The 21750-nt window shown below is 40.4% G+C and carries 24 protein-coding genes; 2 read left to right on the top strand and 22 right to left on the bottom strand.

Translation table 11 applies throughout. The annotated features are described in order from the left end of the window. The 13 genes from purH to rpmH all read right to left on the bottom strand — a co-directional run. A partial coding sequence (gene purH / locus CYP84_RS03415; protein WP_258033884.1) for a bifunctional phosphoribosylaminoimidazolecarboxamide formyltransferase/IMP cyclohydrolase occupies positions 1-1543 on the bottom strand: 1543 nt, incomplete at its 3' end. Positions 1544-1573: 30 nt separating this feature from the next. Then, positions 1574-2140 carry a hypothetical protein gene (locus tag CYP84_RS03410; RefSeq protein ID WP_103569784.1) on the bottom strand — a complete coding sequence of 189 codons (567 nt, stop codon included), beginning with the start codon at positions 2138-2140 and terminating at the stop codon, positions 1574-1576. After that, positions 2141-2866, bottom strand: a complete 726-nt coding sequence (locus tag CYP84_RS03405; protein WP_002940434.1) for a TerB family tellurite resistance protein — start codon at positions 2864-2866, stop codon at positions 2141-2143. Between the two features lies 1 nt (position 2867). Beyond that, positions 2868-3917: an SDH family Clp fold serine proteinase gene (locus tag CYP84_RS03400; protein ID WP_021085548.1), complete on the bottom strand. Its 1050-nt coding sequence runs from the start codon at positions 3915-3917 to the stop codon at positions 2868-2870. Positions 3918-3920: 3 nt separating this feature from the next. Next, positions 3921-6110: a phosphoribosylformylglycinamidine synthase subunit PurL gene (purL, locus tag CYP84_RS03395; protein WP_103636682.1), complete on the bottom strand. Its 2190-nt coding sequence runs from the start codon at positions 6108-6110 to the stop codon at positions 3921-3923. Positions 6111-6166: 56 nt separating this feature from the next. After that, positions 6167-6886, bottom strand: coding sequence for a hypothetical protein (locus tag CYP84_RS03390; protein ID WP_103636681.1), 720 nt, complete (start codon positions 6884-6886; stop codon positions 6167-6169). Positions 6887-6960: 74 nt separating this feature from the next. Beyond that, positions 6961-7542 carry an NAD(P)H-dependent oxidoreductase gene (locus tag CYP84_RS03385; protein ID WP_103636680.1) on the bottom strand — a complete coding sequence of 194 codons (582 nt, stop codon included), beginning with the start codon at positions 7540-7542 and terminating at the stop codon, positions 6961-6963. 42 nt (positions 7543-7584) lie between these two features. Then, positions 7585-8910, bottom strand: a complete 1326-nt coding sequence (mnmE, locus tag CYP84_RS03380) for a tRNA uridine-5-carboxymethylaminomethyl(34) synthesis GTPase MnmE (protein WP_103636679.1) — start codon at positions 8908-8910, stop codon at positions 7585-7587. After that, on the bottom strand, positions 8907-9998 hold the full coding sequence (locus CYP84_RS03375) for a Jag N-terminal domain-containing protein (protein ID WP_103636678.1): 1092 nt from the start codon (positions 9996-9998) through the stop codon (positions 8907-8909). Before CYP84_RS03375 ends, mnmE begins: the two co-directional genes overlap by 4 nt. Then, a complete protein-coding gene (gene yidC / locus CYP84_RS03370) occupies positions 9995-11551 on the bottom strand; it encodes a membrane protein insertase YidC (protein ID WP_103636677.1) in 1557 nt (518 codons plus the stop codon). Before yidC ends, CYP84_RS03375 begins: the two co-directional genes overlap by 4 nt. Further along, positions 11552-11893 (bottom strand): membrane protein insertion efficiency factor YidD, encoded by a 342-nt coding sequence (yidD, locus tag CYP84_RS03365; protein WP_002940252.1) that lies wholly within the window; start codon positions 11891-11893, stop codon positions 11552-11554. Then, on the bottom strand, positions 11890-12225 hold the full coding sequence (gene rnpA, locus CYP84_RS03360; protein WP_035142427.1) for a ribonuclease P protein component: 336 nt from the start codon (positions 12223-12225) through the stop codon (positions 11890-11892). Before rnpA ends, yidD begins: the two co-directional genes overlap by 4 nt. Then, complete coding sequence (gene rpmH, locus CYP84_RS03355) at positions 12213-12347, bottom strand: 50S ribosomal protein L34 (protein WP_002940373.1); 135 nt, start codon at positions 12345-12347, stop codon at positions 12213-12215. The genes rnpA and rpmH overlap by 13 nt, the downstream gene beginning before the upstream one ends. Positions 12348-12470: 123 nt before the next feature. Between rpmH and CYP84_RS03350 the strand changes: the two genes are divergently transcribed. Next, positions 12471-13124, top strand: coding sequence for a uracil-DNA glycosylase family protein (locus CYP84_RS03350; RefSeq protein ID WP_103636676.1), 654 nt, complete (start codon positions 12471-12473; stop codon positions 13122-13124). Continuing rightward, positions 13121-14401, top strand: coding sequence for a hypothetical protein (locus CYP84_RS03345; protein WP_103636675.1), 1281 nt, complete (start codon positions 13121-13123; stop codon positions 14399-14401). The genes CYP84_RS03350 and CYP84_RS03345 overlap by 4 nt, the downstream gene beginning before the upstream one ends. A 12-nt stretch (positions 14402-14413) precedes the next feature. Here the strand turns inward: CYP84_RS03345 and CYP84_RS03340 are convergent, their stop codons facing one another. The 9 genes from CYP84_RS03340 to CYP84_RS03300 form a co-directional block, all read right to left on the bottom strand. Beyond that, complete coding sequence (locus CYP84_RS03340) at positions 14414-14803, bottom strand: YbgC/FadM family acyl-CoA thioesterase (protein WP_021085568.1); 390 nt, start codon at positions 14801-14803, stop codon at positions 14414-14416. Between the two features lie 20 nt (positions 14804-14823). Next, positions 14824-15339 carry a threonine/serine exporter family protein gene (locus tag CYP84_RS03335; protein WP_103630435.1) on the bottom strand — a complete coding sequence of 172 codons (516 nt, stop codon included), beginning with the start codon at positions 15337-15339 and terminating at the stop codon, positions 14824-14826. After that, entirely contained in the window at positions 15332-16114 is a 783-nt protein-coding gene (locus CYP84_RS03330; RefSeq protein ID WP_103636674.1) for a threonine/serine exporter family protein, read from the bottom strand. Before CYP84_RS03330 ends, CYP84_RS03335 begins: the two co-directional genes overlap by 8 nt. Beyond that, complete coding sequence (locus CYP84_RS03325) at positions 16098-16577, bottom strand: DUF4149 domain-containing protein (RefSeq protein WP_103636673.1); 480 nt, start codon at positions 16575-16577, stop codon at positions 16098-16100. The genes CYP84_RS03330 and CYP84_RS03325 overlap by 17 nt, the downstream gene beginning before the upstream one ends. Positions 16578-16587: 10 nt before the next feature. Continuing rightward, positions 16588-17400: a peptide chain release factor N(5)-glutamine methyltransferase gene (gene prmC / locus CYP84_RS03320; protein WP_103636672.1), complete on the bottom strand. Its 813-nt coding sequence runs from the start codon at positions 17398-17400 to the stop codon at positions 16588-16590. Continuing rightward, positions 17390-18592, bottom strand: coding sequence for a M48 family metallopeptidase (locus CYP84_RS03315; protein ID WP_103636671.1), 1203 nt, complete (start codon positions 18590-18592; stop codon positions 17390-17392). Before CYP84_RS03315 ends, prmC begins: the two co-directional genes overlap by 11 nt. Before the next feature lie 8 nt (positions 18593-18600). Next, complete coding sequence (locus CYP84_RS03310) at positions 18601-19719, bottom strand: hypothetical protein (RefSeq protein ID WP_103636670.1); 1119 nt, start codon at positions 19717-19719, stop codon at positions 18601-18603. A gap of 3 nt (positions 19720-19722) precedes the next feature. Further along, positions 19723-21096, bottom strand: a complete 1374-nt coding sequence (locus CYP84_RS03305; protein WP_103636669.1) for a sodium-dependent transporter — start codon at positions 21094-21096, stop codon at positions 19723-19725. 163 nt (positions 21097-21259) lie between these two features. Then, positions 21260-21700 (bottom strand): hypothetical protein, encoded by a 441-nt coding sequence (locus tag CYP84_RS03300; protein WP_103636668.1) that lies wholly within the window; start codon positions 21698-21700, stop codon positions 21260-21262. Positions 21701-21750: the final 50 nt, after the last annotated feature.

The raw sequence follows: 21750 nt of genomic DNA, 5'->3' as shown, positions 1-21750 counted from the left end.
GATCAGAGTTGTTTTTTTTTTCAAGCAGAAGGCGGCATACGGGTTGTCTTAGGGTCTCGTGGGCTCGAGGATGTGTATAAGGGTCATCTCTGATGCTGCCGCCTGGCTCGATGACGCATTTTACGCCCACTTTGCTAGCGATGTCGATGCTATCTCTAAATGGAAAGAACGCCTCGCTTGCAAGCACGCAGCCACTTAGGTCGATCTTTAGCTCTTTTGCCTTTGCCACGGCCGCACGTGCAGCATCCACACGGCTAGTCATACCCATGCCAATGGCCACCATCGCGCCATCTTTTACATAAACTACGCAGTTGCTCTTCGTTAGCGCAGCCACTTTCCACGCGATCTGAGCGTCTTTTAGCTCGCTGCCAGTTGCAAATTTCTTGCTCATTTGCTTCATATTTTCAAGCTCTTCGTCTTTTACGAAGTCTCTTTCTTGAAATACAAAGCCACCATCGATGTGCTTAAAGTCAAATTTATCATTTGCACGCACTAAAAATTTATTATCTTGTGTGAAAATTTTGATGCGTTTTTTACTCTCAAAGACTTTAAGCGCGGCCTCATCGACATTTGCAGCGATGATTACTTCAACGTAAATTTCATTTATCTTTTTAGCTAGCTCCTCATCAAGCGTGCCATTTATCGCGACTACGCCGCCGTATGCTGAGATCGGATCGCACTTAAGCGCTGCTATATAGCTCTCTAGCAGCGTATCTTTTACCGCAAAACCGCAAGGATTAGCGTGCTTGATGATAGCCACTGCTGGCGCGTCATCAAAACTAGTTGCAAGCATCAATGCGCCATTTATATCGGTCATATTATTAAAACTTGCCTCGCCTTTTAGGGCTCTAAAGTTGTTTGTGAAGAAATAATCAAACTCGTAAAGTGCCCCTTTTTGGTGTGGATTTTCGCCGTATCTAGTGTCAAAAACTTTGCTTCCCACGATAAATCTAGCATCGCCAAAACCGCTGTTAAATCTATCATTCATATAGTTTGCGATCGTGCTGTCATAGGCCGCTGTGTGCTCGTAAGCCTTTATCATCAGCGATCTTCTAAACTCAAAATCATCGCTTTTTTCTCGTAGGCGCTTTAAAATTTCATCGTAGTCAAGCACACTTGTAACGATAAGGACGTCTTTAAAATTTTTAGCCGCACTTCTTACCATAGCTGGGCCGCCGATGTCGATATTTTCGATGATCTCGGCAAAGTCATCAGTTCTAATCGTAGTCTCTTTAAATGGATATAAATTTACGCAAACCAGGTCAATCCCCTCGATGCCATGCTCTTTTGCCTGAGCCACGTGCGTAGCGTCGTCACGTTTATGCAAGATGCCGCCATGTATCTTTGGATGAAGGGTCTTTACCCTGCCCTCAAACATCTCAGGCGACGCCGTAAATTCGCTAACTTCAGTAGCTTTGACGCCCTCAGCCTTTAAAAGTTTATAGGTGCCACCAGTTGAAAGTATCTGCCAGCCAAGCTCTTCTAGCCCCTTTGCAAACTCTACAATGCCCTCTTTATCGCTAACGCTAAGCAACGCTCTCATTTTTTCTCCTTTAGATTGATTAAATTTATTTTATTTCTCCGCCAAACACATCGCTTTTTCAAGCACAAGTAGCCCCATGGCTGTGTCTTTTTTGATATTTTCTTCTGTTAAATTTTCTAGTTTTTCTAAACTTTTGCCGCTAGCATTTACTGCAAAGTGGCTCTTTTTAACCAAATTTTGAAACTTGCCACCTGCGATATCCACACTAAAGGCATAGTTTGAAATTTGCTTACCACTAAAATAGCTTGAACTTAGCACGCTTAAATTTACAGCCTCTTTTTTACTAAATGCCTCGCAGATCGGGCTTTTAGCGCTAAATTTCACCACCTTTATGCCGCCCTCATCTGAAAATATATACTCTTTAAACTCATTTAAATTTTTAGCTCTAACTGCCTTAAAGTCAGCCTCAACGCCATCATTACCAGCTAGGATGATACTAGCAGCGCTTGTCTTATTGTATTCGCCGATCTTTTTGCCATTTTCAAAAAGCGCGCTATCTTTTAGCTCAAATTTGATCTCATTTCCATTAAGATCGCTCACGTTTAGCTCTCTGCAAAAGCCAGCCACAGCCAAAAGTAAAATCACAAATTTCTTCATCTAAACTCCAAATTTCTCTTTTAATCGCCCATAAGCCTCATTTATCTCCTGAAGCTTTTTGGTTGAACGCTCTATCACCTCTTTGCTCTCACCTCTGCCCATCAAAATGTCAGGGTGATACTGTCTCACAAGCTCTTTGTAGCGAGCCTTTATCTCATCAAGGCTTGCATTTTTACTAAGTCCCAAAACCTCAAATGCATCGTTTTCTTGGCTTATCTCATCGTGATCTGCCCCAAATCTCGAGCCATAAAAGCTATCAAATTTATAGATTATCTCATCAAGCGTCTCTTTGTCGATGCCAAATCCATAAGCGATATTTCTTATAACATCTTGCTCGCTCTTGTTAAATTCTCCGTCTATATAGGCTAAATTTAGAAAAAAAGTGAGCCTAGCCACGCAGGTATCGTAGTTTAGATTAAACGCGCGCTTGTAGTTTCTAGCGGTTTCATAGGCGTTATCTACATTTTCTTTTTGGCTGTTATAGACCTCTTTTAGATACTCACGCACGCCGCTAACTTTCTGACTTAGATCATCAAGCACTTGAGTGATCAGTCTAGCCTCTAGCTCGCTAACTCTACCGTCACTTTTAGCGACTTTTGCAAGCAGTGAGACTAGAAATTTAGCCTCATCTACATTTGCTTGCTTCTTGCGGTTACTACCTATTTGGACATTCATAAATAAAAATATCGCACCGCCTAATATCAGTAAAAACAGGACTCCAGACATATTACCACAAGTGATAGATCGTATTTTTTATCTTGCCATTTACCAGCTCATTTTTGCGCCATGAGCTCTCGTCGTTCATCACGTTCCAGCGGCGCTCCTCAGGGCGATAAAACCAGTCTTTATCGATCTGATAGTAAATTTGCTTGCCGTTTGTCTCGATAATGTTTGCGATGTTGTTATCGTGATAGCTGTTCTCATCGTAGTCGGTAAAGGCACGCTGCCCCATCTCTGAGTAAAGTAGCGTTAGCTCCTGAAGCATCTCGTTTAGATCATCGTCCATCTTTTTGACATGCAGACCGATCTCCTGCGCCTCACGAAAGAGTATCGGATACTCGTGTGCTGGGTAGTCTGCGTTTAGTCTCTCTGAAATTTCAACTATCTTTTTATCATCATCTATGTGATATCTAAGTAGTTCAGAGCAAATTTTAAGTGAGAGCGAGCTAGCACGATCAACCGCACCAAAAACTAGCGGATGGATATACTCATATAGCGAGTTGTAGGGGTTTGTGTCGTTTGGTCTATCTTTGTCCTGCTCTTTCCAAAGCTTCACCACACGGCTAAGCTCGTCCATAGAGACGCTAACAAGCTCGTTGCCCTTGTTTGTAGGGCTTAGCTCGTGTTTTAAAGAGGTATCAACTGGCGTTAGATAGGCAAGTGGGCCCATCACGATCTCGTTTGCGCCAAGCGCCATCATCGTAGCAGCTGAAGCGCAGTTTGATGGGATCAGTGCTATTAAATTTTTGCAGTAGTTCCTAAGGGTGCTAATGATCCTAAGTGCGGCTATACCGCTTCCGCCATCACTTTTTATGAAAAGATAGGCAGTATCTATCTTTTTACCCTTTAAAATTTCATACATTGCGCTGGCATCGTTGCCGCAGACATTACCAGCGTTTGAGTTGTAGTAGGTTATCAAAGGGGCGTTTAGCCTCTTTTCGATCGAACTTATCAAATTTTGAGTATCGCTAAAGAGCACTGGCGGTTTTGCCACGCCCTTTTTCTCGTTTTGCTCTACTTCCTTTTCCCCGCTTGCTTTTTCCTTTTTAGAAAACATCTCTTAGTCCTCCTTTTTTACGATTTTTGCAAACTCATTTAGATAAATTTCTCTTACGTCCTCTAAGCTCTCATCTATCTCATTTAGCTTAAATCTCTTGCCTCCGCTAACGCCGATCTTTTCAAATTTCACACCAAATTTAGCCGCAAGTGCTTCAAATTTAGCCTCGTCTTTTACACCCACAACCGCTCTTGAAAAGCTCTCATCAAAGATAAAATTTGGCTCTTTAAATTTAACTTCACATTTTACGCCGATGTTTGAGATGCTAGCTATTTTTGCTAGCGTGATAGCAAGACCGCCTACGCCTACACTATTTGCAAACTCTAAAATTTGCTCTTTATTTGCCTCTATAACTAGGTCCCAAAGGGCTCTCTCGGCTTTATAATCAACCTCTTTTAGCTTACCGCCAACCACGTTAAATAGTGCCTTTGCGTAAAGCGAAGCTGCAAATTCTCCGCTTGTTTCGCCAAGCAAGTAAATCGCCCTGCCCTCGCTTAAAAATGTGCTTTTTAGGTTTAAATTTGCATCTTCATTGACGCCAACTGTCACGATGGCTGGCGTTGGATAGACGCTAACGCCGTCGGTATCGTTATAAAGGCTCACATTGCCGCTAACAACTGGTGTATTTAGCTCACGGCAAGCCTCTTTTATGCCCTCGCAGCCCTCTTTAAACTGCCACATAACCTCTGGATTTTGCGGATTGCCGTAGTTTAGGCAGTCAGTTATCGCAAGTGGCACAGCGCCGCTCATCGCGACCTTTCTACCAGCTGCAGCGACAGCTCTTGCAGCGCCTATTTTTGGATCAACGAAATTTGCTCTTGGATCGCACTGAGCAGCCATAGAGACGGCCTTTTTAGTGCCTTTTACTCTGATACTTGCAGCGCCTAAGTGACCTGGCTGTTTTATCGTATTTGTCTGGATATTTGCGTCGTATTGATCGTAGATGAAGCTTTTATTTAGCACTTCTGGCTCTTTTAAAAGCTTGAAAAATGCGCTTTTGTTATCGACATTATTTGGAATTTTTAAATTTGCTATCTCATCAAGGTATTTTGGACGTGCGACTGGGCGATCAAGCACCGGAGCTGCCTCGCTAAGTGGGCCGATAGGGATTTCGCCTGCAAGCTCACCGTGCCAGTAAAGCTGCATCACGCCGCTACTTGTGACCTCGCCGATGATCTCAGCGTCAAGGTCCCACTTTCTAAAAATTTCAAGCACCTTTTGCTCAAAACCTTTTTTAGCACATATTAGCATACGCTCTTGAGACTCGCTTAGCATTAGCTCATAAGGCGTCATGCCAACTTCGCGCATCGGCACGCGGTCTAGATACATCTTCATGCCGCTGCCGCTTCTGCCAGCCATCTCAAAGCTAGAGCTCGTTAGTCCTGCTGCGCCCATATCTTGGATGCCGATGATGTAGTCTTTTTTGAAAAGCTCTAAGCACGCCTCCATAAGCAGTTTCTCGGCAAATGGATCGCCCACTTGCACCGTTGGGCGAAGCGATTTATTTTCATCGTTAAAGCTATCGCTCGCCATCACAGCGCCGCCAAGTCCGTCTCTGCCGGTCTTTGAGCCTACGTAGATGACTGGGTTGCCAACACCTTCAGCCTTGCCGTAGAAAATTTCATCACTTTTGCAAAGGCCAAGCGCGAAGGCGTTGATTAAGATATTGCCATTAAAGCTAGGATCAAAGGTAGTCTCACCGCCGATCGTTGGGATACCCATGCAGTTGCCGTAGTGTCCTATGCCAGCGACGCTTCCTTTTAGCAAATATCTATGCTTTTTGGCTAGCTCGCCCTCGCCTCTTATCTCGCCAAAACGAAGTGAGTTCATGTTCGCAACGACTCTTGCGCCCATCGTAAAGACGTCTCTTAAAATTCCACCAACGCCAGTTGCAGCACCCTGAAACGGCTCGATAAAGCTTGGGTGGTTGTGACTCTCCATCTTAAACACAGCCGCAACCCCGTCGCCAACGTCGATGACGCCGGCATTTTCGCCAGGTCCTTGGATGACCCAAGGTGCCTTTGTCGGAAAGCCGTTTAGGTATTTTTTGCTTGATTTGTAGCTGCAGTGCTCGCTCCACATAGCTGAAAATATGCCAAGCTCTAGTAAATTTGGCTCACGGCCTAAAATTTTTAAGATCTCTTCATACTCTTCGTCGCTGATTTTATGTGCTTGTATGGTAGCTTTATCCATTGATGTAACCTTTTAAGAATTTTAAGCTATTTTACAACCTTGCTTATAAAAAGTTACTAAAAAGCCTTTTGAAATTTACTAAAACAAAGCACATTTGAGAGAATTTCACCTTGTCTCACTAGGTCACTTTCGATAAATGTTTTGTAAAAATTTTGCGTTAGCGTCTCAGCTTTTATCTTCTCTTCATCTTCACTTGAAAGGTTGAAATAATACCTCGTCTCTCTTAGAAAAAAGCCTTGATCATTAGATATATCTGAGTTTAAGATCACCGCAAAAAAGCCATTTTTCAAAGGATGATTTGTCACACTTTTTACTTTTATCACCTCTTTGCCACCTGCAAAAGCTTCGCAAACTGGCATGCTCTTTGTGCTATAAACTACGCTTTTGATAGCTCCATTTGAAATTTCATAAAATTTGATATTTTTTGCATTTACGAGCTCCTCTATGTCACTAGCATTTGACAAGATGAGCTCATGGTTAGTGCTTAAATTTTTAACAAGCACCATTTTGTCTGCTTCGCTGCCTTGCATGAGATCGCCAAGAGCACTAAATTCTGCATTTGTGCTGGCTGCTTTTATCTCAGCCTTGCCGACAATGTTTGCAAATTTATTAAAGTCATCTAGGCTGTTTTGAAGCTTATAAAATTTCATCTCGTGCAAGGTTTCGTTATTTTCAAGGTAGAGTAAATTTGACTTTTCGCTTGGCTTTAAAATTTGCTTGCCAGCGCACCCTGCAAATAATATAGCCACAGCTAAAAATAGAAATTTTCTCCTCATTTTCCCCACACAAGATAGATATAAATTTAAATGCCCTCTAGCGCAAATGGCTAGAGAGCGGTAGAAATTTGTTTTTACGCTTTGAAAACTTTTTCAAGATGCGCTTCATACTCTTTTAGGTATCTTGGCACATCTGGCATCTTGATAACATCGCAGCAGATAAAATATGGAAGCGACTTTAGGCCCATAAATTCATTTGCCTTTCTAAAATGAAAATAAACTCCATCAACGCCGCGCGCCTCAAAAAACTCGTTTGGATCGCTAAATGCCTCGGCTGGGGCATTCCAAGTAAGGCTTAGCATAAAATTCTTGCCATTTAGCAAGCCGCCTTTGCCGTAGTTTTTGGCTGGATCTACCCTGTGCCTGCCATCACTCGTATAAAGCTTGCCGTGTCCTGCCGTAAAGACCTCGTCGATATATTTTTTCACTATCCAAGGCTCGCCCATCCACCAAGCTGGCATCTGCCAAACTACCGCATCCATCCAGAGAAATTTCTCAACTTCAGCCTCGATATCATAGCCTTGATCTATCACGGTTTGTTTTACCTCGTGACCCATTTTTGCTAGTTTTTCGCACGCAAGATCGTGAAGTGTTTGATTGAGCCTGCCATCTGAATGGCCAAATTTTTTGCCACCATTTAAAAGTAAAATTTTCATATTCTCTCCTTTAAAAAGCGCAAATTTTAACCAAAAAAAGTATCATTTTCCTAAACAAAAATGGCTAAACATCTCATCTAAAATTTCACTTCTCTCAAATGGCTTTGTGATACTTGCGAGCGCCTTTACCGCACTATTTAGCTCATAAGCAAAAATTTCTAGTTCCTCTTCATTTAGTCTTAAAAATGCTCTTTTTAAAGCCTCGCTCGCCTCTTTGCAGCTTAAAATTTGGCGGTTTGAGCTTAGCATGATCTCGTCGGTGTCTTGCGTCTTGAGATAACCCTCAAGCTCTTTTAAAACTACGCTCGTATCATTTTTTGCTGAAATTTTGATAGCGCCATCCAAATTCATGTCAAATTTAAATGCCAGATCGCTTTTGTTTAGGATAAAAAAGGCTTTTTTATTTGAGTTAGAAACGAGCCTAATTATCTCCTTATCTTGCTCGTCACTTGGGCAAGAGCCGTCAAAGACAGCTAGGATGATGTCGGCCTCGTTTATAGCAGAGATCGAGTAGTTTATGCCGATTTGCTCGATCTTTCCAGCATCTTTTCTAATGCCTGCGGTGTCTATTATGCGAACTAGATGCGAGCCGATCTTGAAATTTTCTTCTATCCTATCTCTAGTTGTGCCAGCTTCGTCGCTAACGATCGCACGCTCATAAGCCAAAAATGAGTTTAAAATGGAGCTTTTGCCGACATTTGGCTTACCTACTATTGCGATCTTAAAGCCATCTATGAGCCCTCTTCTTTGCTCGCTAAGAGTGGCTATGCGCTCTAGTTTTTCACTATTTTTTAAAAGCATATCTTTGGTTTGCTCTAGCAAATTTGCAGGCAGATCATCATCAGCATAGTCGATCATAGTCTCGACAAAGGCAAGCGTTTTGACCACTTCGCCTCTTATCTCGCCTACAAATTTACTAAGATCACCTTGCATTTGGCGGGTCAAAATTTTAGCAGCGATCTCACTTTTTGAAGTGATGAGCCCTTGCATCGCCTCGGCCTTGGCTAGGTCCATCTTGCCATTTAAAAATGCCCGCTTGCTAAACTCGCCAGGCATAGCAAGCCTAGCACCAGCTCTTATTAGCTCATTTAAAATTCTCTCACTCACCATAACACCACCATGAGTTTGAAACTCGACAATGTCCTCGCCAGTAAAACTTGCTGGGCCTTTAAAATATATAACTATGCCCTCGTCTAAAATTTCATCATCAAGGGAGTAAATTTTGGCTAGTTTTGCGTATCTTGGCTCTAAATTTGAAAGTTTAAGGAGTTTTAAAGAGGTGACTAGGGCGTCCTTGCCGCTAAGCCTTACGATAGAAACTGAGCCGATGCCATAAGCTGTGGCAAGGGCTGCGATAGTTTCACTCATTTTTTGAAAAAATCATTTACGACGACGAATTTGCCGTCATTGCCGCTTTTTATGCCGACATATTTATCTGGGAATTTCTCGCGAAGTTTCTCAAGCGCGATCTTAACCAAAACCCCATCAAGCGGCTTCGTTTGGGCTCTACCGCTATTTTGCACACGCTCGATCACACCATTTAGATATTGATCCATCATCGCTTCTTGATTTTGCAAAAATTGCGCGATCTCTAGGCGGATAGCAAGGTTGTATTTTGAATTTAGCCAGTTATAAAGCATGTAAGAGATCGCTTTATATCTATAGCCCTCTTTGCCGATAAGTAGCGCCGCATCAGCACCGTCTAGCTCGATAAGCACAGTCTCATCGTTAAATTTACTAACCTCTACCTTATCTATCTCAAAGCAGCTTGCTTTAAAAAGACGCGTCATGCCCTCTTTTATCTCAGGCAAAATTTTATCAAAGTCAATTACAGCTTTCTCTTTTTTCTCTTTTGGCAAATTTTGCGCCGAGCTCTCTTCATCTGTATGGTTGAAATTTTCGATGATTGAAGTATCTAGGATATTTTTAGGAGTACTTTTGCTAGCTTGCGACTCTTTTGCTTCTTTTTGCTCTCTTTGTTCTTTAGGCGCCTTTGGCTCATCAAGTCTTTTTATAACATATCCTGGCTCTTCAGCCTCTTTTTCGCCCTTTTCAGCAAAGGCATCTTTTGCAAGAGCTGAGTTTTTCTCGCTTAAATTTTGCTTTTCATTTTTATGCTCTTTTTGCTCAGGCTTAGCCTCATTTTTCTCATCTTTATGCTTTTTAGGATTTCGCTTTTTATCATTATGATCGTGTTTTTTGCTCTGTTTTTTCTCTTCTTTTACAGGCTCGTTTTCATCGCTTTTTTTAGCAAAACTTCTATCATTTTTTGGTTTTTGCTGTGGTTTTGGCTGATTTTCTAAATTTGCCTCAATGATCGCTGTCTTTTTAAAAAATCCAAAAATTCCACCGCTTGGGTGTTGCAAAACCTTTATATCAAGCTCAGTAACCGAGCAGTTAAGCTCCTCGGCTGCCTTTTGAAATGCCTCTTGGAGAGTATTTGCTTCTATTTTCATTGAGCTTTTACCTCCGCAGCTTTTTTATGTTTTTCAAAAAGTTTATTTACAAAGACTTGTTGAACGACCGAACAAACGTTATTTACAAACCAGTAAAGTGTAAGACCTGCTGGGAATGTCACAAAGAAAAATGTGAAGATCAAAGGCAAGAATTTCATAACCTTTTCTTGCATAGGATCGGTAAATGTCGTTGGTGTAAGTTTTTGTTGTAAAAACATCGTTAGACCCATTAAGATAGGCAGCACAAAGTATGGATCCATCACTGAAAGATCGTGTATCCAAAGTATCCAAGGAGCACCTTTTAGCTCGATCGCATTTAGCAAAACGCGGTAGATCGCAAAAAATACCGGAATTTGAAGCAAGATCGGCAAGCAGCCACCCATCGGATTTGCGCCATGTTTTTTGTATAGCTCCATCATATGAACTTGCATCTTTTGTTTATCATCTTTATATTTTGTTTGGATCTCTTTTACCTTTGGAGCAAGCTCTTTTAGCTTATTCATCGATAGCATGCCCTTATATGTAAGTGGGAATAAAACTATCCTTATGACAAGCGTTAGCACAACTATCGCCCAACCCCAGTTGCCGATGTAGTTATGCAAGAAATTTAAGAATGCAAACATCGGCTTTGCTATAAATGTAAACCAACCATACTCGATAACGTCATTTAGTCTCTCATCCATCGAGCTTAAAATTTTATGCTCTTTTGGTCCGATGTAAGCGCCTAGTTTTAGACTATCATTTGCCTTTACAAAGACGATAGGATTGTTATTTGCATCTTTATCCACAACAGCTTCAAATGGCTTGTTAAATGAGTAAAATAGCGCTGTGTAGTATCTATCAGATGCAGCTGCTATAGTTGTGTTTGCATAGTTTTTAACCTCTTTTGCATCGCCATCTTCTATAATATTTAGGCTATCGTCTGTATTTCTAAGCATGACACCATGAACTGTGTAGCTATCTATCGCGATATTTGGTCTAAAGCCAGGAGTGATGAAATAATCAACACTTTTACTTAAATTTACTTCAACCTCGTAACGACCATTTGGGTAAAATTTGATATTTTTTGTGACTGTAACGCCGTTTAAATTTTGAGTGAGTTTTATGGTTTTAGGCTCGCTACTAGCATCTACCTCGCTAGTGTCACTACTATATGCAACCTTAAAAGCATCAGTATTTAAAGTGCTATCGTTAAATCTAAGCTCAAGCGGTAGTGGATTTTGTGAAACAAGCTCGATTTTGTTGCCATCTTCTGTTTTGTACTTATCTTCGGTGAGATAAAATTTCGCGATCCTACCTAGCTTATCTATCTTTGCTTCGTAGCTTTGACCTTTGATGGTAGCGATTATCTCGTTTGAAGCTAAATTTTCATTTGATTTTGGAGTATCATTAGTAGAGGCTGGGGCTTTGCTTTGGTCCATTGTTTGAGTGATCGTCGTCTGGTTTTGCTCTAGTGGAGCTCTTTTTGGCATAAAAAAGTCATATACTATGAAAAATACGATTGACAAAAGTGCTGCAAGAAGCAACCTTTTTTGCATAGACATCTGTTCCATTTAATTTTTTTCCTTTAATTTATCTAATACTTTTACGACATAAAATTTACTATTTTGGCAAGGGATAAACCAGAAATTTACATTTTTGGTATCGCTTTTTTGAAATATAAAACATGAGTTAAATTTTTTGCGGATGATTGGGTAGTTGATACCGCCTTTGAAAAGTTGATTGCATCTTAAAATTCGCATGAATGTTGCAAAAAAAGCAGAAAAAAAGCTGTTTGTTTGAAATTCCCAAATGGCGTATTGTGAGCAAGTCGGATAGTAGCGACAGCTTTTTGGCAGAAGTATGGAAATATATTTTTGATAAAAAGCGATAAATTTAATCGCAAATTTTTTCATTTTAGACATCCCATTTTTTTTGTAGACCAGCTCAAATTTTTACAAATTTTGTCAAATGAAATTTCTGTAATTCCATTTTTTGCGACCATAATGTAAGTGCCATCTTTTAGCTCATTAGAAATAGAAAAAAAAGCAGCTCTTAAAAGTCTCTTTGCTCTATTTCTAACTACTGCTTTTCCCACTTTTTTGCTAGCAACAACTGCTAATTTTTTTTCAATTGTAGGTTTATAAAAAACTACGCAAGCGTCGCAGTGCCATTTGCTGGCCTCTTTATAAACCTGAGAAAATTCTCTCGAGTCACTTAGTGACTCAAAACCAGCTAAGCAGCCAATCTTTTTCTACCTTTAGCACGTCTAGCGTTGATAACCTTGCGGCCATTTTTAGTTTTCATTCTTAAACGAAAGCCATGAGTGCGTTTTTTAGGGGTTTTATGAGGTTGATAAGTCCTTTTCATTTCTATCCTTAAAGTTAATATAAAAAGTGGGATTTTATCAAAGCAATACTTAAATTCCTTTGAATAAATCAGCCCGAAAAAACTATAATTTAAACTTTAAGTAAATCAAGTTATAATCCAAAAATGAAATTTCATAAAAATAAAGATCTCTTAGAAAAATTACTTTTCTTAAAAGCGATCGGTTACAATTTTATAGATGAAAATTTTCTTAATTTAAGTAAATATCAAGATTATAACAGCATAGACGAGCTAAATAGCGAGATAAAAAAGTGCTCTCTTTGCTTTTTGAGAAATAGCTCAAAGTGCGTTTTTACTGGCTTTGGTGATAAAAATAGCAAGATAATGTTTGTATCGCTTTGCAAAAAAGATGATTATTTTGAAGGCGCAAGTGGCAAAATTTTAGAAAATGCTATAAACAATGGCTTAAATTTAGAAAAAGATAGTGTCTATATAAGCTTGCTTTTGCGCTGTGAAATTTCACAAAATGACGCGAAAAATCAAGCTCTAAAGAGCTCGTTTGAGCTTTGTAGGCCATATCTTTTAGAAGAGATAAGGCTTATTAAGCCAAAAATTATCATCACTTTAGGAGAGGAAGCTTTTATGCACCTTTATCCAAATTTGCTCTCAAAGGGCGGATTTTCAAGTATAAGAGGGAGCATTTTAAAAGATGATGATAGGTTTATAATGCCAACTTTTTCACCAGAGTGGATCAGCAAAAATCCAAGTTTTGAAGAAAATTTTATAGATGATTTGAAAAAAATCAAGGGAGTGATATGAAAAGATTTTTTCTTTTTTTAGTTATATTTGTAAGCCTTTTTGCAGCGCAAAATGAAGTCTTAAGCGAGATGCAAGACGAGATCACTGAGGCAAAATTTGAAAGTAACATCACTAAAAATCAAAGCCTCTCAAGCATACCGCCAGCAAAGATCACTTACATAAATTTAGAGCCAGAATTTTGTGATAGCTCTTGCCTAAATGAGCTTGTAAAAAGCGATATGTTAGCTAGCTTTATGGCGAGATTTGAGCCAGCAAAGATAGATAATAAGGCACTTTTAGACCTTTACACTTCACTTGGCGGAGAGATGGTTTTAAAACTAGCTGTAAGTGATAAGATAGCAGTCATCATCCCTCAAAAGATTATAAAATCATACGCAAATGTCGTATCAAACGCGATCTTAAGTTATATCTTAAAACAAGACGCAAATGTCGAAGTGAAATTTATAAATAGCAGCGACGAGAGTTTGCCTAGCCTTCAAAATGCACTTCAAAACGCTAGAAACGAGGGCTTTATCTACTTCATAGCAGCCCTTACTCAAAATGGCGCAAACATAGTAAATTCTCTCATCCTGCCAAACGAACTCATCTACATCCCAAGCGTTCATAGCTCTTTTGTGACAGCTCCAAAGCCAAATTTGATCTTTGGCGGGGTTGATTATAAAGCGCAAATTTCAGCCCTGCTAGCTTTTGCCAACGAAAAGATAGTCGCCTTTGACGATGGCAGCGCTCTAGCACAAAAACTAAATGAGTATGTACGCATGCAAAGTAGCGACTACTACGAGAGCTCGATCACTGGCAAAGATATAAATTTAAACAACACTTTAAGCAAAAAGTCTAAATTTGATAATGCAAGCATCTTTTTAAACATCCCTATAGTTAAAGCTTCTCTTGTAGCAACGCAGATGAGAGGCTTTGAGATAAAGCCTTACGTGCTTTTAAGCACGCAGATAAATTTCTTGCCAAATATCTTTAGCGCCATCACGCAAAGAGATAGACAAAACCTCTTTGTGGCAAATTCGCTAAATTTACTTGATGAGAGCTTTTTAGGGCTTGGAGATATTTTTGGGGTTGATTTTAGGTATTCTCAGATCGGCTACTCGAGTGCCTTGGGAGTGGAGTATATCTATACAAATTTCATAAACAAAAGTGCCAGCAAAATTTTTGCTGAGAGAGTTGATGGCTCGCAAGTTTTATATGATGTGAAAATTTATGATACAAAAAGCGATCACTTTAATGAGGTAAATTCGCAGGAGCAAAATAGCACAAGCGGGATTTAGCAGTTTTACTTGCTAAAATTTAACCCCATTTATAAAAGCTTTCATGCTCTCATCTATCTTTGCTAGCCTGCCATCTTTCATAAAAGCTAGCGTGATAGTCGCTTTAAAGAGCACTTTTTCTACATCTTTTTCTTCAAATTTATAAATTTCTTGCTCTAAAACAAGACTTGCCTTTTTAAGCTCTATGAGCTTTGTTTTTACAAAAACCTCATCGCCAAGCACTGCTGAAGCGAGAAATTTAGCTTCAAGTGCCAAAACAACAAAGTATCCGCCCTCTTTTGTAAAATTTAGCCCAGCTTCAAAAAACGCCTCACTTCTAGCTCGCTCGCAATATTTAATATAATTTGTATGATAGACGATGGCACCTGCATCGGTATCTTCGTAATAAATTCTTATCTTCATTGCAAAGCTCCTTTAAATTTTCATTTGCTCTTGCTAGGCTCGCGTTTAGCGCCTCTAGTTATCGTAAGTGATTGATCATAAAACAAGGTAAGCACCACCGAAACGCCCACACCAAGCGCTAACGAAACCGTCGTAGTCGTGATCGCGTTATCAAAAAATATGATCAAATACTCGTTTTTCTTAGCGATGCTTGTCTCATTTAAAAATGAAAAAAGCGCCAATATCCCTTTATATGCAAAAACTCCTGGCACCATCGGCAAAAGCGCTGGAAATGCGATGATCTCAGCTGGCACCTTTAGCCGTTTGGCAAAGAGCATGCCTAAAATTCCACTCATAAAAGAGACAATGAGCGTTGCGACACTGATGTTAAAAAATCCCATCTGCATGATCCAAAAGCGGCTAGCATGCGCAAATGCAGCAAGCAAGGCACAAAATATGAGAGTTCTTTTTGGAGGCGAGCTAGCATAGGCAAAGCCAAGTCCAGCCACCGCAGCAAAGCCAGCATCTACAAGCGTTTCACTCAAAAGCTCAAACATTTAATATCTCCGCACTGCTAAGCGTTAGCGTGATATAGACGCCAACAGCCATGCAAAGTATGAGGATGCCCGTGCTTATGGCTCTGCTGATGCCAACAAGGGTGTTGTCATTTAGGATGTCAAAGACTGAATTTATGAGAAAAACGCCAGGCATCATAAAGAGCACAGACGAGCCTATCGCCACGTCGCTTGTGTGCGTAAGTCCGTAAGATACGCCAAGATAGGCGATAAATGAGACGACAAAGGATGTAAGGACGTATTGGATTTTTAAATTTACACCCATTTTTACAAGGGCAAATTTAAGAGTGTAGCCAACAAGCGTTGCAAAAAATATGCAAATAACTGAGCCAGCATCGCCTCCAAAAAGTCTGCAAAATGCCGCATTTGCAAGGCTTATTAAGATAAGCGAGCTAGCAAATTTATTTGCACCAACACTCATCACACTATCAAAACTCTCTTTAGCTTCATCTAAGCTCAAACTCTCATCTAAAATTTGCCAGCTAAGTGAGGATAGCTCAGAAATTCTGTTAAAACTAACGTGCCCTAGAGGGATCTTTCTTACATAAGTTCGGCGCAGGGAGTTGTCAGCCGAGTCCATCACGCTAATGGTAAAATACTTCACAAAAATGGTCACGCTAACGTCGTATCCGTAGTGATTAGCTATGCGGTCGACGCACTTTTCTACGCGCGCTGTGTATGTGCCAGCACTCACCATAGCTGTTGTATATTCGGCTAAAAAATTTGTTAAGATTTGGATATCAGGCTTGGCGTTCATCTTGACTGATCTTAAATTTCAGAAAAAACAAAATGAGCTGTAAAACAAGCATCACTTTCATCACATATTCGCTTGTGCTGTGCATCTTGGCAAACTCCGCTGTCTGCGTCGCCTCTGCGCCAAGGCTTTGAGCCTGCACGATAAATGGCGTAAAGACAAAGACAAAGCTTAGCGCTAGGGCTAAGTTTAAAAACGAGAGCATAAATGTGCTAAATTTTAGTGAAAATGCAAGCTTTTTTCTTAGATCAAAGAGCTCGCTAACTACCACAAATGCGCTTACAAATAGCAAAACATAGTTAAATTTTAAAAATATCTTTGTCATCATCTGCCCGCTCATAAAATGCGTCAGCACCCCCTCGCCTATGATGCTTTGTGGGAAAAATATGACTGGCGCGACCAAAATTCCAAGCGTTAGCTCAGTGCCGATCACCGCTGCTAATAGTAAAAAATAGATACTTCTCAATCTCTCTCCTTTATAATTTTAATCTCGCACAAAAGCCCCTGTCAAAGCCCGCTAAGTCCTTGTAAAAAGCGCTTTTATAGCCATTAAATTTTAGCGCCATCTCCATGCTCGCTCTTTGATCATAGCCCATCTCGCAGGCGATATGTTTTATGTCGCGGTTTCTAGCGATAAGGATGATATTTTTTAAAATTTCATCTCCGACCTCGCCACCAAATAGCGCCTCATGCGGCTCGTTTATCACAAATTTATCAAGTTTATAGTCTCGCGCGATGTAAGGCGGGTTTGAGACCAAGATGTCGATACCACCTGAAATTTCATCGATATATGAGCACTTTACAAAGTCGATCTTCTCACTTACATTAAATTTAAGCGCATTTTTTTTAGCCAAATTTAGAGCCTTCTCGTTTATATCGGTGGCTACTATTTTAGCGTTTGTTTTTAGAGCTAGCATGACGCTTATTATCCCGCTGCCAGTGCCGATCTCAGCGATCTTTGGTGCTTTATAGCCGCTTGCTATCTCTAGCACTTTATCAACCAAAATTTCAGTCTCAGGGCGCGGTATCAAAACGCCACTTTCTACCTCAAACTCCAAGCCATAAAAGCCAGCCTTGCCGGTAATGTACTCAAGCGGCTCATAGTTTTCAAAGCGCTTTACAAGGGCAAAGTAGCCGACATCGTCAAATTCGCTCTTTTGGTTTAAAAATATCCACTCGATGCTCACATCAAGGTAGCTCATGAGCAAAATTTTAGCCACCCTGCTTGGGTTCTCACAAAGTGACTTTAGCCTTAAATTTGCCTCTTTAAGCGCCTCTTCAACTCTCATTTTCTAGCTCATTTATCCGCTCAAAAAGGCTTGGGTGCGAGTGATAGACAAATGAGTAAAGCCAGTGTGACTTTGGAAATGCTTTGTTTTCGCTGCCAAGCTTGGTTAGGGCGTTTATCATGTCGGTTTTGTTTGAAATTTCTTTTGAAAATCTATCTGCGCCAAATTCATTTTTACGGCTAAAGTGAGAGATGATAGGCGAGAAAAGAAAGCTAAAAATAGGCGAGAAAAGCACCAAAAATATGATGATACTAGCGCCATTTTGACCTAGTCCTATCGCCTCGTATGCGCTTGCGCCAACGTTTCCAAAGATGAAAAATAGACAAAATAGCATAAAGGCACTTAGCGCTATCATTTTTAGGATATCTTTATGCTTAAAGTGCCCAAGCTCGTGCCCCAAAACTGCCACGATCTCCGCGGTGCTTAGCTTTTTTATCAGCGTGTCAAAAAGCACCACTCGCTTTGTCGCTCCAAGTCCGCCAAAATAGGCGTTTAAGCGGTTGTCGCGCTTGCTAGCGTCTATCGTAAAAACGCCACTACTTTTAAAGCCACATTTTTCAAGCAAACCCTCTATCGAGCCTTTTAGCTCGCCATCTTCAAGTGGCGACATCTTGTTAAAGATAGGCGCGATGAGTGTTGGATATATTAAATTTATGATTAAAGCGATGCCAAAACTTAGCAAAAATGCCCAAAACCACCAAAATTCCCCAAGAAAATTTATACATAAAAGCACGAGCCAGACGAAGGCCGAGCCAAAAACTAGCATAAGAGCCAGCGACTTTATAGTGTCAACCAAAAATATCTTTGCACTCATATTTGAAAAGCCAAGCTTTTTATCTTTTACAAAGCTCTCGTAGATATTTAGCGGCAGATCTAGCAGCGATGAGATAAGCAAAAAGCTCATCACAAAGAGGATATTTTCAAACGTGGTGCCATCTTTTAGGCAAGCATTTGAGAGCATTTTTAGCCCAAAGCTTATCCACGCAAAGAAGATAACGGCGTGATAGACGAGGCTAAAAATTTCAAATTTTAGATTTGTCACGGCGGCAACTGCGGCGTTTTTGTATTCGCTCTCTTCAAGCACAACTGGCTCTTTTTTGGCCTCAGCCCTTACAAAGCCGATCTGCAAATTCGCCAAAAAAAGCTTAAAAAGCACATAAAAAATATAGATAAATAAAAGTGTATAAAACATATTCTCCCTTAAATTTCATAAAGACTAAAGCAGCCATAGTCCGTTCTAACTGCGAGCTTGCCATCTATAAATTTAGCCTCACAGCTCTTTACGACATGATCTAGCGTAAATTCCACTCTCACGTCGCCGCTTTTTAGATTGGTGGCATATGCCCTGCTTTGATCTATCACCACAAGCTTATCAGCTACGGCGTCAATGCAAAACTCGCTCGCCCTTAGGTACTCATCCTTGATCCAAGGCTGCTTTGATACTTTTGCGCTTTTGATATCTACGCAAAATAGCTTGTTTTCAAGATACTGCCTAATCAAAAGTGTGTTTTCATCCAAAAAGCAAATTTTATCTAGCACGCCAAATTCTGCTCTTAGCTCGCTTAAAATTTCGCCATTTTTTGCATTTAAAATTTGTAGCTCATTTTCTTTGGTGCAAAGTGCAAGCATGCTAGCATCCGCACTAAGAGCAGCGCAAAGTATCGGCACGTGGTTTTTTGAGCTGCATTTATACTCGCCGATCTTTGAAATTTCGCCATTTTTAAAGGTAAAAATCTGCCCAAACATGCCAAAAACTGCCACATCATTTGAAGCACAGATAAAGCTCGCTATCTCGCTACTTTTCTTGACATTTTGCTCGGCTAAAATTTCACGAAATTTAGCCTCTTTTGGCTCAAAAATGTAAATTTCATGATCAAGGTCTAAAAATAAATTTTCGCCTGCGCACTGAACGTCCCATGCAAGCGGCTTTGGCAATGCGATCTGCTCTTTTGTAGCGCCACTTTTATCCAGTCTCACCAAAAGATCACTAGGCATGCCGCCATCTTTTTGTCCGCCGCATTTATAGACGTAAATTTCATCTCTTAAGCTTGCAAACGAAAGTGCTCCAGTGTATCCGCCACCGATATAAACGTGCAAGCATGCTTCTCCTGCTTTTGCTTCGCTATCTTGCAGGACAAAGCCCTTTTTTAGGCTCTCCAACTCTTTTTTGACGCAGGCTTTTTTAGCCTCCGTCTCGCTTGCAAATTCTTTTTTACTCTGCTTTGTTTTGCCGCCTTTTTGGCTCACGCTCACTAAGGCTTTATCCTCTACGCTAAGTCTTAGGCGCTCACCGCTATCAAAATTTACAAGCTCACGCATATTTCACTTCAAAAAGTTGTCGTAAAAACTGCTGATAAATAGCACCAAAATGACAAAAGGCACGATAAATTTGATATAGAAAAACCAAATGTTTATAAGCTTTGCGTATCTTTCACTGCCTTGCAAGATCTCTTTTTTCGCTTCATCTTTTAGCACCCAGCCCACAAATATCGCACATCCAAGTGAGGTTAGCACGAAAAATATCGTCGCACTTATCGCATCGTATGCGTCAAAGATATTTTTACCAAAAATGCTCACGTGGCTTAGTAAATTTGTAGCCATAAGTGAGGGCAAATTCCCTAGCAAAAAGATGATGCTAAGCACCAAAAATATCGCTTTTTTGCGTTTTATCTTAAATTTCTCTTGCAATGTAGTAATGATCACTTCATATATCGGTAACGATGTTGTAAGCGCAGCGATCATAAGAAGCGCGAAAAACGCAACAGCGAAAAATCCGCCAAATGGCATGTGCGAAAAGACGATCGGAAGCGACTTGAAAACTAGGCTAGGCCCGCTATCTGGCGAGACGCCGTAGCTAAAGAGCGACGGAAATATCATAAAGCCAGCAAGCACGGCTATGACGGTGTTTAAGATGCCAGTGATGATAGAAATTTTAACCAGCCCTTCGTCCTTTTTAACAAAGCTTGAGAGCGTTATCATCACGCCAAATCCAAGCGAGAGCGCAAAGAAAACCTGCCCCAAAACCTCGACAAAAAGCTTTAAGCTTATTTTTGAAAAATCAGGCGTTAGATAAAATTTCACGCCATCCATCGCGCCATCAAGCGTGATGTTTTTAGCGATCATGACGAGCATTAGGATAAAAAGAAGCGGCATTAGGTATTTTGCTGAGCGCTCGATGCCGCCAACTGCACCTTGCACCAAGATAGCGTAATTCACTAGAACAAAAACAAGAGTCGCAAAGCTTATGGCTAGCGGGTTGCTGACGATATTTTGCTCGTAAAATGCGCTCGTTTGCTCAAAACTCACGATGTGCGAGAGGTCAAGCAGGCCAAATGAAATTTGAGCGATATAGTTTAAAACCCAGCCGCCGATAACCATATAATAAGCCATGATGCCAAATGCGCCTACAAGCCCCATCCAGCCGACTATCTGCCACTTTTTGCTGATCTTTTTGCCATTTATCGTGCCGCCAAATGCATCAACGGCGTTGCATTTTAGACGCCTACCGATGGCGTTTTCAACCAAAATCATAGGAATACCAATGACTATCATCGCTATGCAAAACACGAGAACATAGGCCCCGCCGCCGTTTTGACCGACCAAGTAAGGAAACCGCCACGTAGCGCCAAAGCCGACCGTAGCCCCTGCAACAGCTAAAATGTATGTAAGTCTTGAACTCCACGATTTTCTATCCATCTATCTACCTTTGTGAAAAATAGGGATTATATAAAAAAAATGATTAAATTTTACTAGCGACAGGCGATGCTTGCGTGTAAATTTGACTTTTTTGCTAAATTTTAGGACTTTTATGGACGGAATTTATTTTTAAATTTGCGTGTAAATTTATTCAAAAAATCTGTTAATCTAAAACGCCAAATTCTACGTATCTCTCCATCGCAATGAGTAATATCCAGCCCTCTTTTGGGCTGCAAAAATAGTGATGTTGCGGGACATTTTCAACCATAAATTTTAAAAAATCATAAAAGCATTCAGGCGCAAATTTAAGCTCTAGGCTAGTTAGACCATCGCCGACGTAGCCTATCTCGCTGCTTAAAATTTTGCTTTGAATACTTGGATATGAGCTTAGAAAATTTTTAATATCAGCAAAATTTTTATAATCAGCCGTTTTATAATCTTTTAAATTTTGCAAAAGCGGTTTTGAGCCGACAAAGGTAAAATTTCGCTCTATAAAATTTGCTACATCATCGCTTTTGTGCCATTTTTGACCCAAATTTGACAAAAAAGTAAGCATTTCATCATCAGCTGAAATAAAATTTGAAACTGGGTTTTTCTCGCTCATTTGCCTCCTTTTTGTAAAGTCGCTACGCCTTTGTAAAAGAGGGATTATAT

This window comes from Campylobacter concisus, assembly GCF_002912425.1.
Taxonomy (GTDB): Bacteria; Campylobacterota; Campylobacteria; order Campylobacterales; family Campylobacteraceae; genus Campylobacter_A; species Campylobacter_A concisus_AH.
Note: the sequence above shows the minus strand (reverse complement) of the source record. Positions and strands in the feature narration are given on the sequence as shown.

Excerpts from the sequence above, each read along its gene's own strand:
- CYP84_RS03385 (WP_103636680.1), bottom strand. The coding sequence starts at position 7,542 with ATGAAAATTTTACTTTTAAATGGTGGCAAAAAATTTGGCCATTCAGAT.
- CYP84_RS03330 (WP_103636674.1), bottom strand. The coding sequence starts at position 16,114 with ATGAACGCCAAGCCTGATATCCAAATCTTAACAAATTTTTTAGCCGAA.
- CYP84_RS03340 (WP_021085568.1), bottom strand. The coding sequence starts at position 14,803 with ATGAAGATAAGAATTTATTACGAAGATACCGATGCAGGTGCCATCGTC.
- rpmH (WP_002940373.1), bottom strand. The coding sequence starts at position 12,347 with ATGAAAAGGACTTATCAACCTCATAAAACCCCTAAAAAACGCACTCAT.
- CYP84_RS03310 (WP_103636670.1), bottom strand. The coding sequence starts at position 19,719 with ATGCGTGAGCTTGTAAATTTTGATAGCGGTGAGCGCCTAAGACTTAGC.
- CYP84_RS03400 (WP_021085548.1), bottom strand. The coding sequence starts at position 3,917 with ATGTTTTCTAAAAAGGAAAAAGCAAGCGGGGAAAAGGAAGTAGAGCAA.
- CYP84_RS03305 (WP_103636669.1), bottom strand. The coding sequence starts at position 21,096 with ATGGATAGAAAATCGTGGAGTTCAAGACTTACATACATTTTAGCTGTT.
- CYP84_RS03390 (WP_103636681.1), bottom strand. The coding sequence starts at position 6,886 with ATGAGGAGAAAATTTCTATTTTTAGCTGTGGCTATATTATTTGCAGGG.
- CYP84_RS03335 (WP_103630435.1), bottom strand. The coding sequence starts at position 15,339 with ATGTTTGAGCTTTTGAGTGAAACGCTTGTAGATGCTGGCTTTGCTGCG.
- CYP84_RS03350 (WP_103636676.1), top strand. The coding sequence starts at position 12,471 with ATGAAATTTCATAAAAATAAAGATCTCTTAGAAAAATTACTTTTCTTA.
- CYP84_RS03375 (WP_103636678.1), bottom strand. The coding sequence starts at position 9,998 with ATGAAAATAGAAGCAAATACTCTCCAAGAGGCATTTCAAAAGGCAGCC.
- purL (WP_103636682.1), bottom strand. The coding sequence starts at position 6,110 with ATGGATAAAGCTACCATACAAGCACATAAAATCAGCGACGAAGAGTAT.
- yidD (WP_002940252.1), bottom strand. The coding sequence starts at position 11,893 with ATGAAAAAATTTGCGATTAAATTTATCGCTTTTTATCAAAAATATATT.
- CYP84_RS03315 (WP_103636671.1), bottom strand. The coding sequence starts at position 18,592 with ATGTTTTATACACTTTTATTTATCTATATTTTTTATGTGCTTTTTAAG.
- prmC (WP_103636672.1), bottom strand. The coding sequence starts at position 17,400 with ATGAGAGTTGAAGAGGCGCTTAAAGAGGCAAATTTAAGGCTAAAGTCA.
- CYP84_RS03405 (WP_002940434.1), bottom strand. The coding sequence starts at position 2,866 with ATGTCTGGAGTCCTGTTTTTACTGATATTAGGCGGTGCGATATTTTTA.
- CYP84_RS03300 (WP_103636668.1), bottom strand. The coding sequence starts at position 21,700 with ATGAGCGAGAAAAACCCAGTTTCAAATTTTATTTCAGCTGATGATGAA.
- CYP84_RS03410 (WP_103569784.1), bottom strand. The coding sequence starts at position 2,140 with ATGAAGAAATTTGTGATTTTACTTTTGGCTGTGGCTGGCTTTTGCAGA.
- mnmE (WP_103636679.1), bottom strand. The coding sequence starts at position 8,910 with ATGAGTGAAACTATCGCAGCCCTTGCCACAGCTTATGGCATCGGCTCA.
- CYP84_RS03345 (WP_103636675.1), top strand. The coding sequence starts at position 13,121 with ATGAAAAGATTTTTTCTTTTTTTAGTTATATTTGTAAGCCTTTTTGCA.
- yidC (WP_103636677.1), bottom strand. The coding sequence starts at position 11,551 with ATGGAACAGATGTCTATGCAAAAAAGGTTGCTTCTTGCAGCACTTTTG.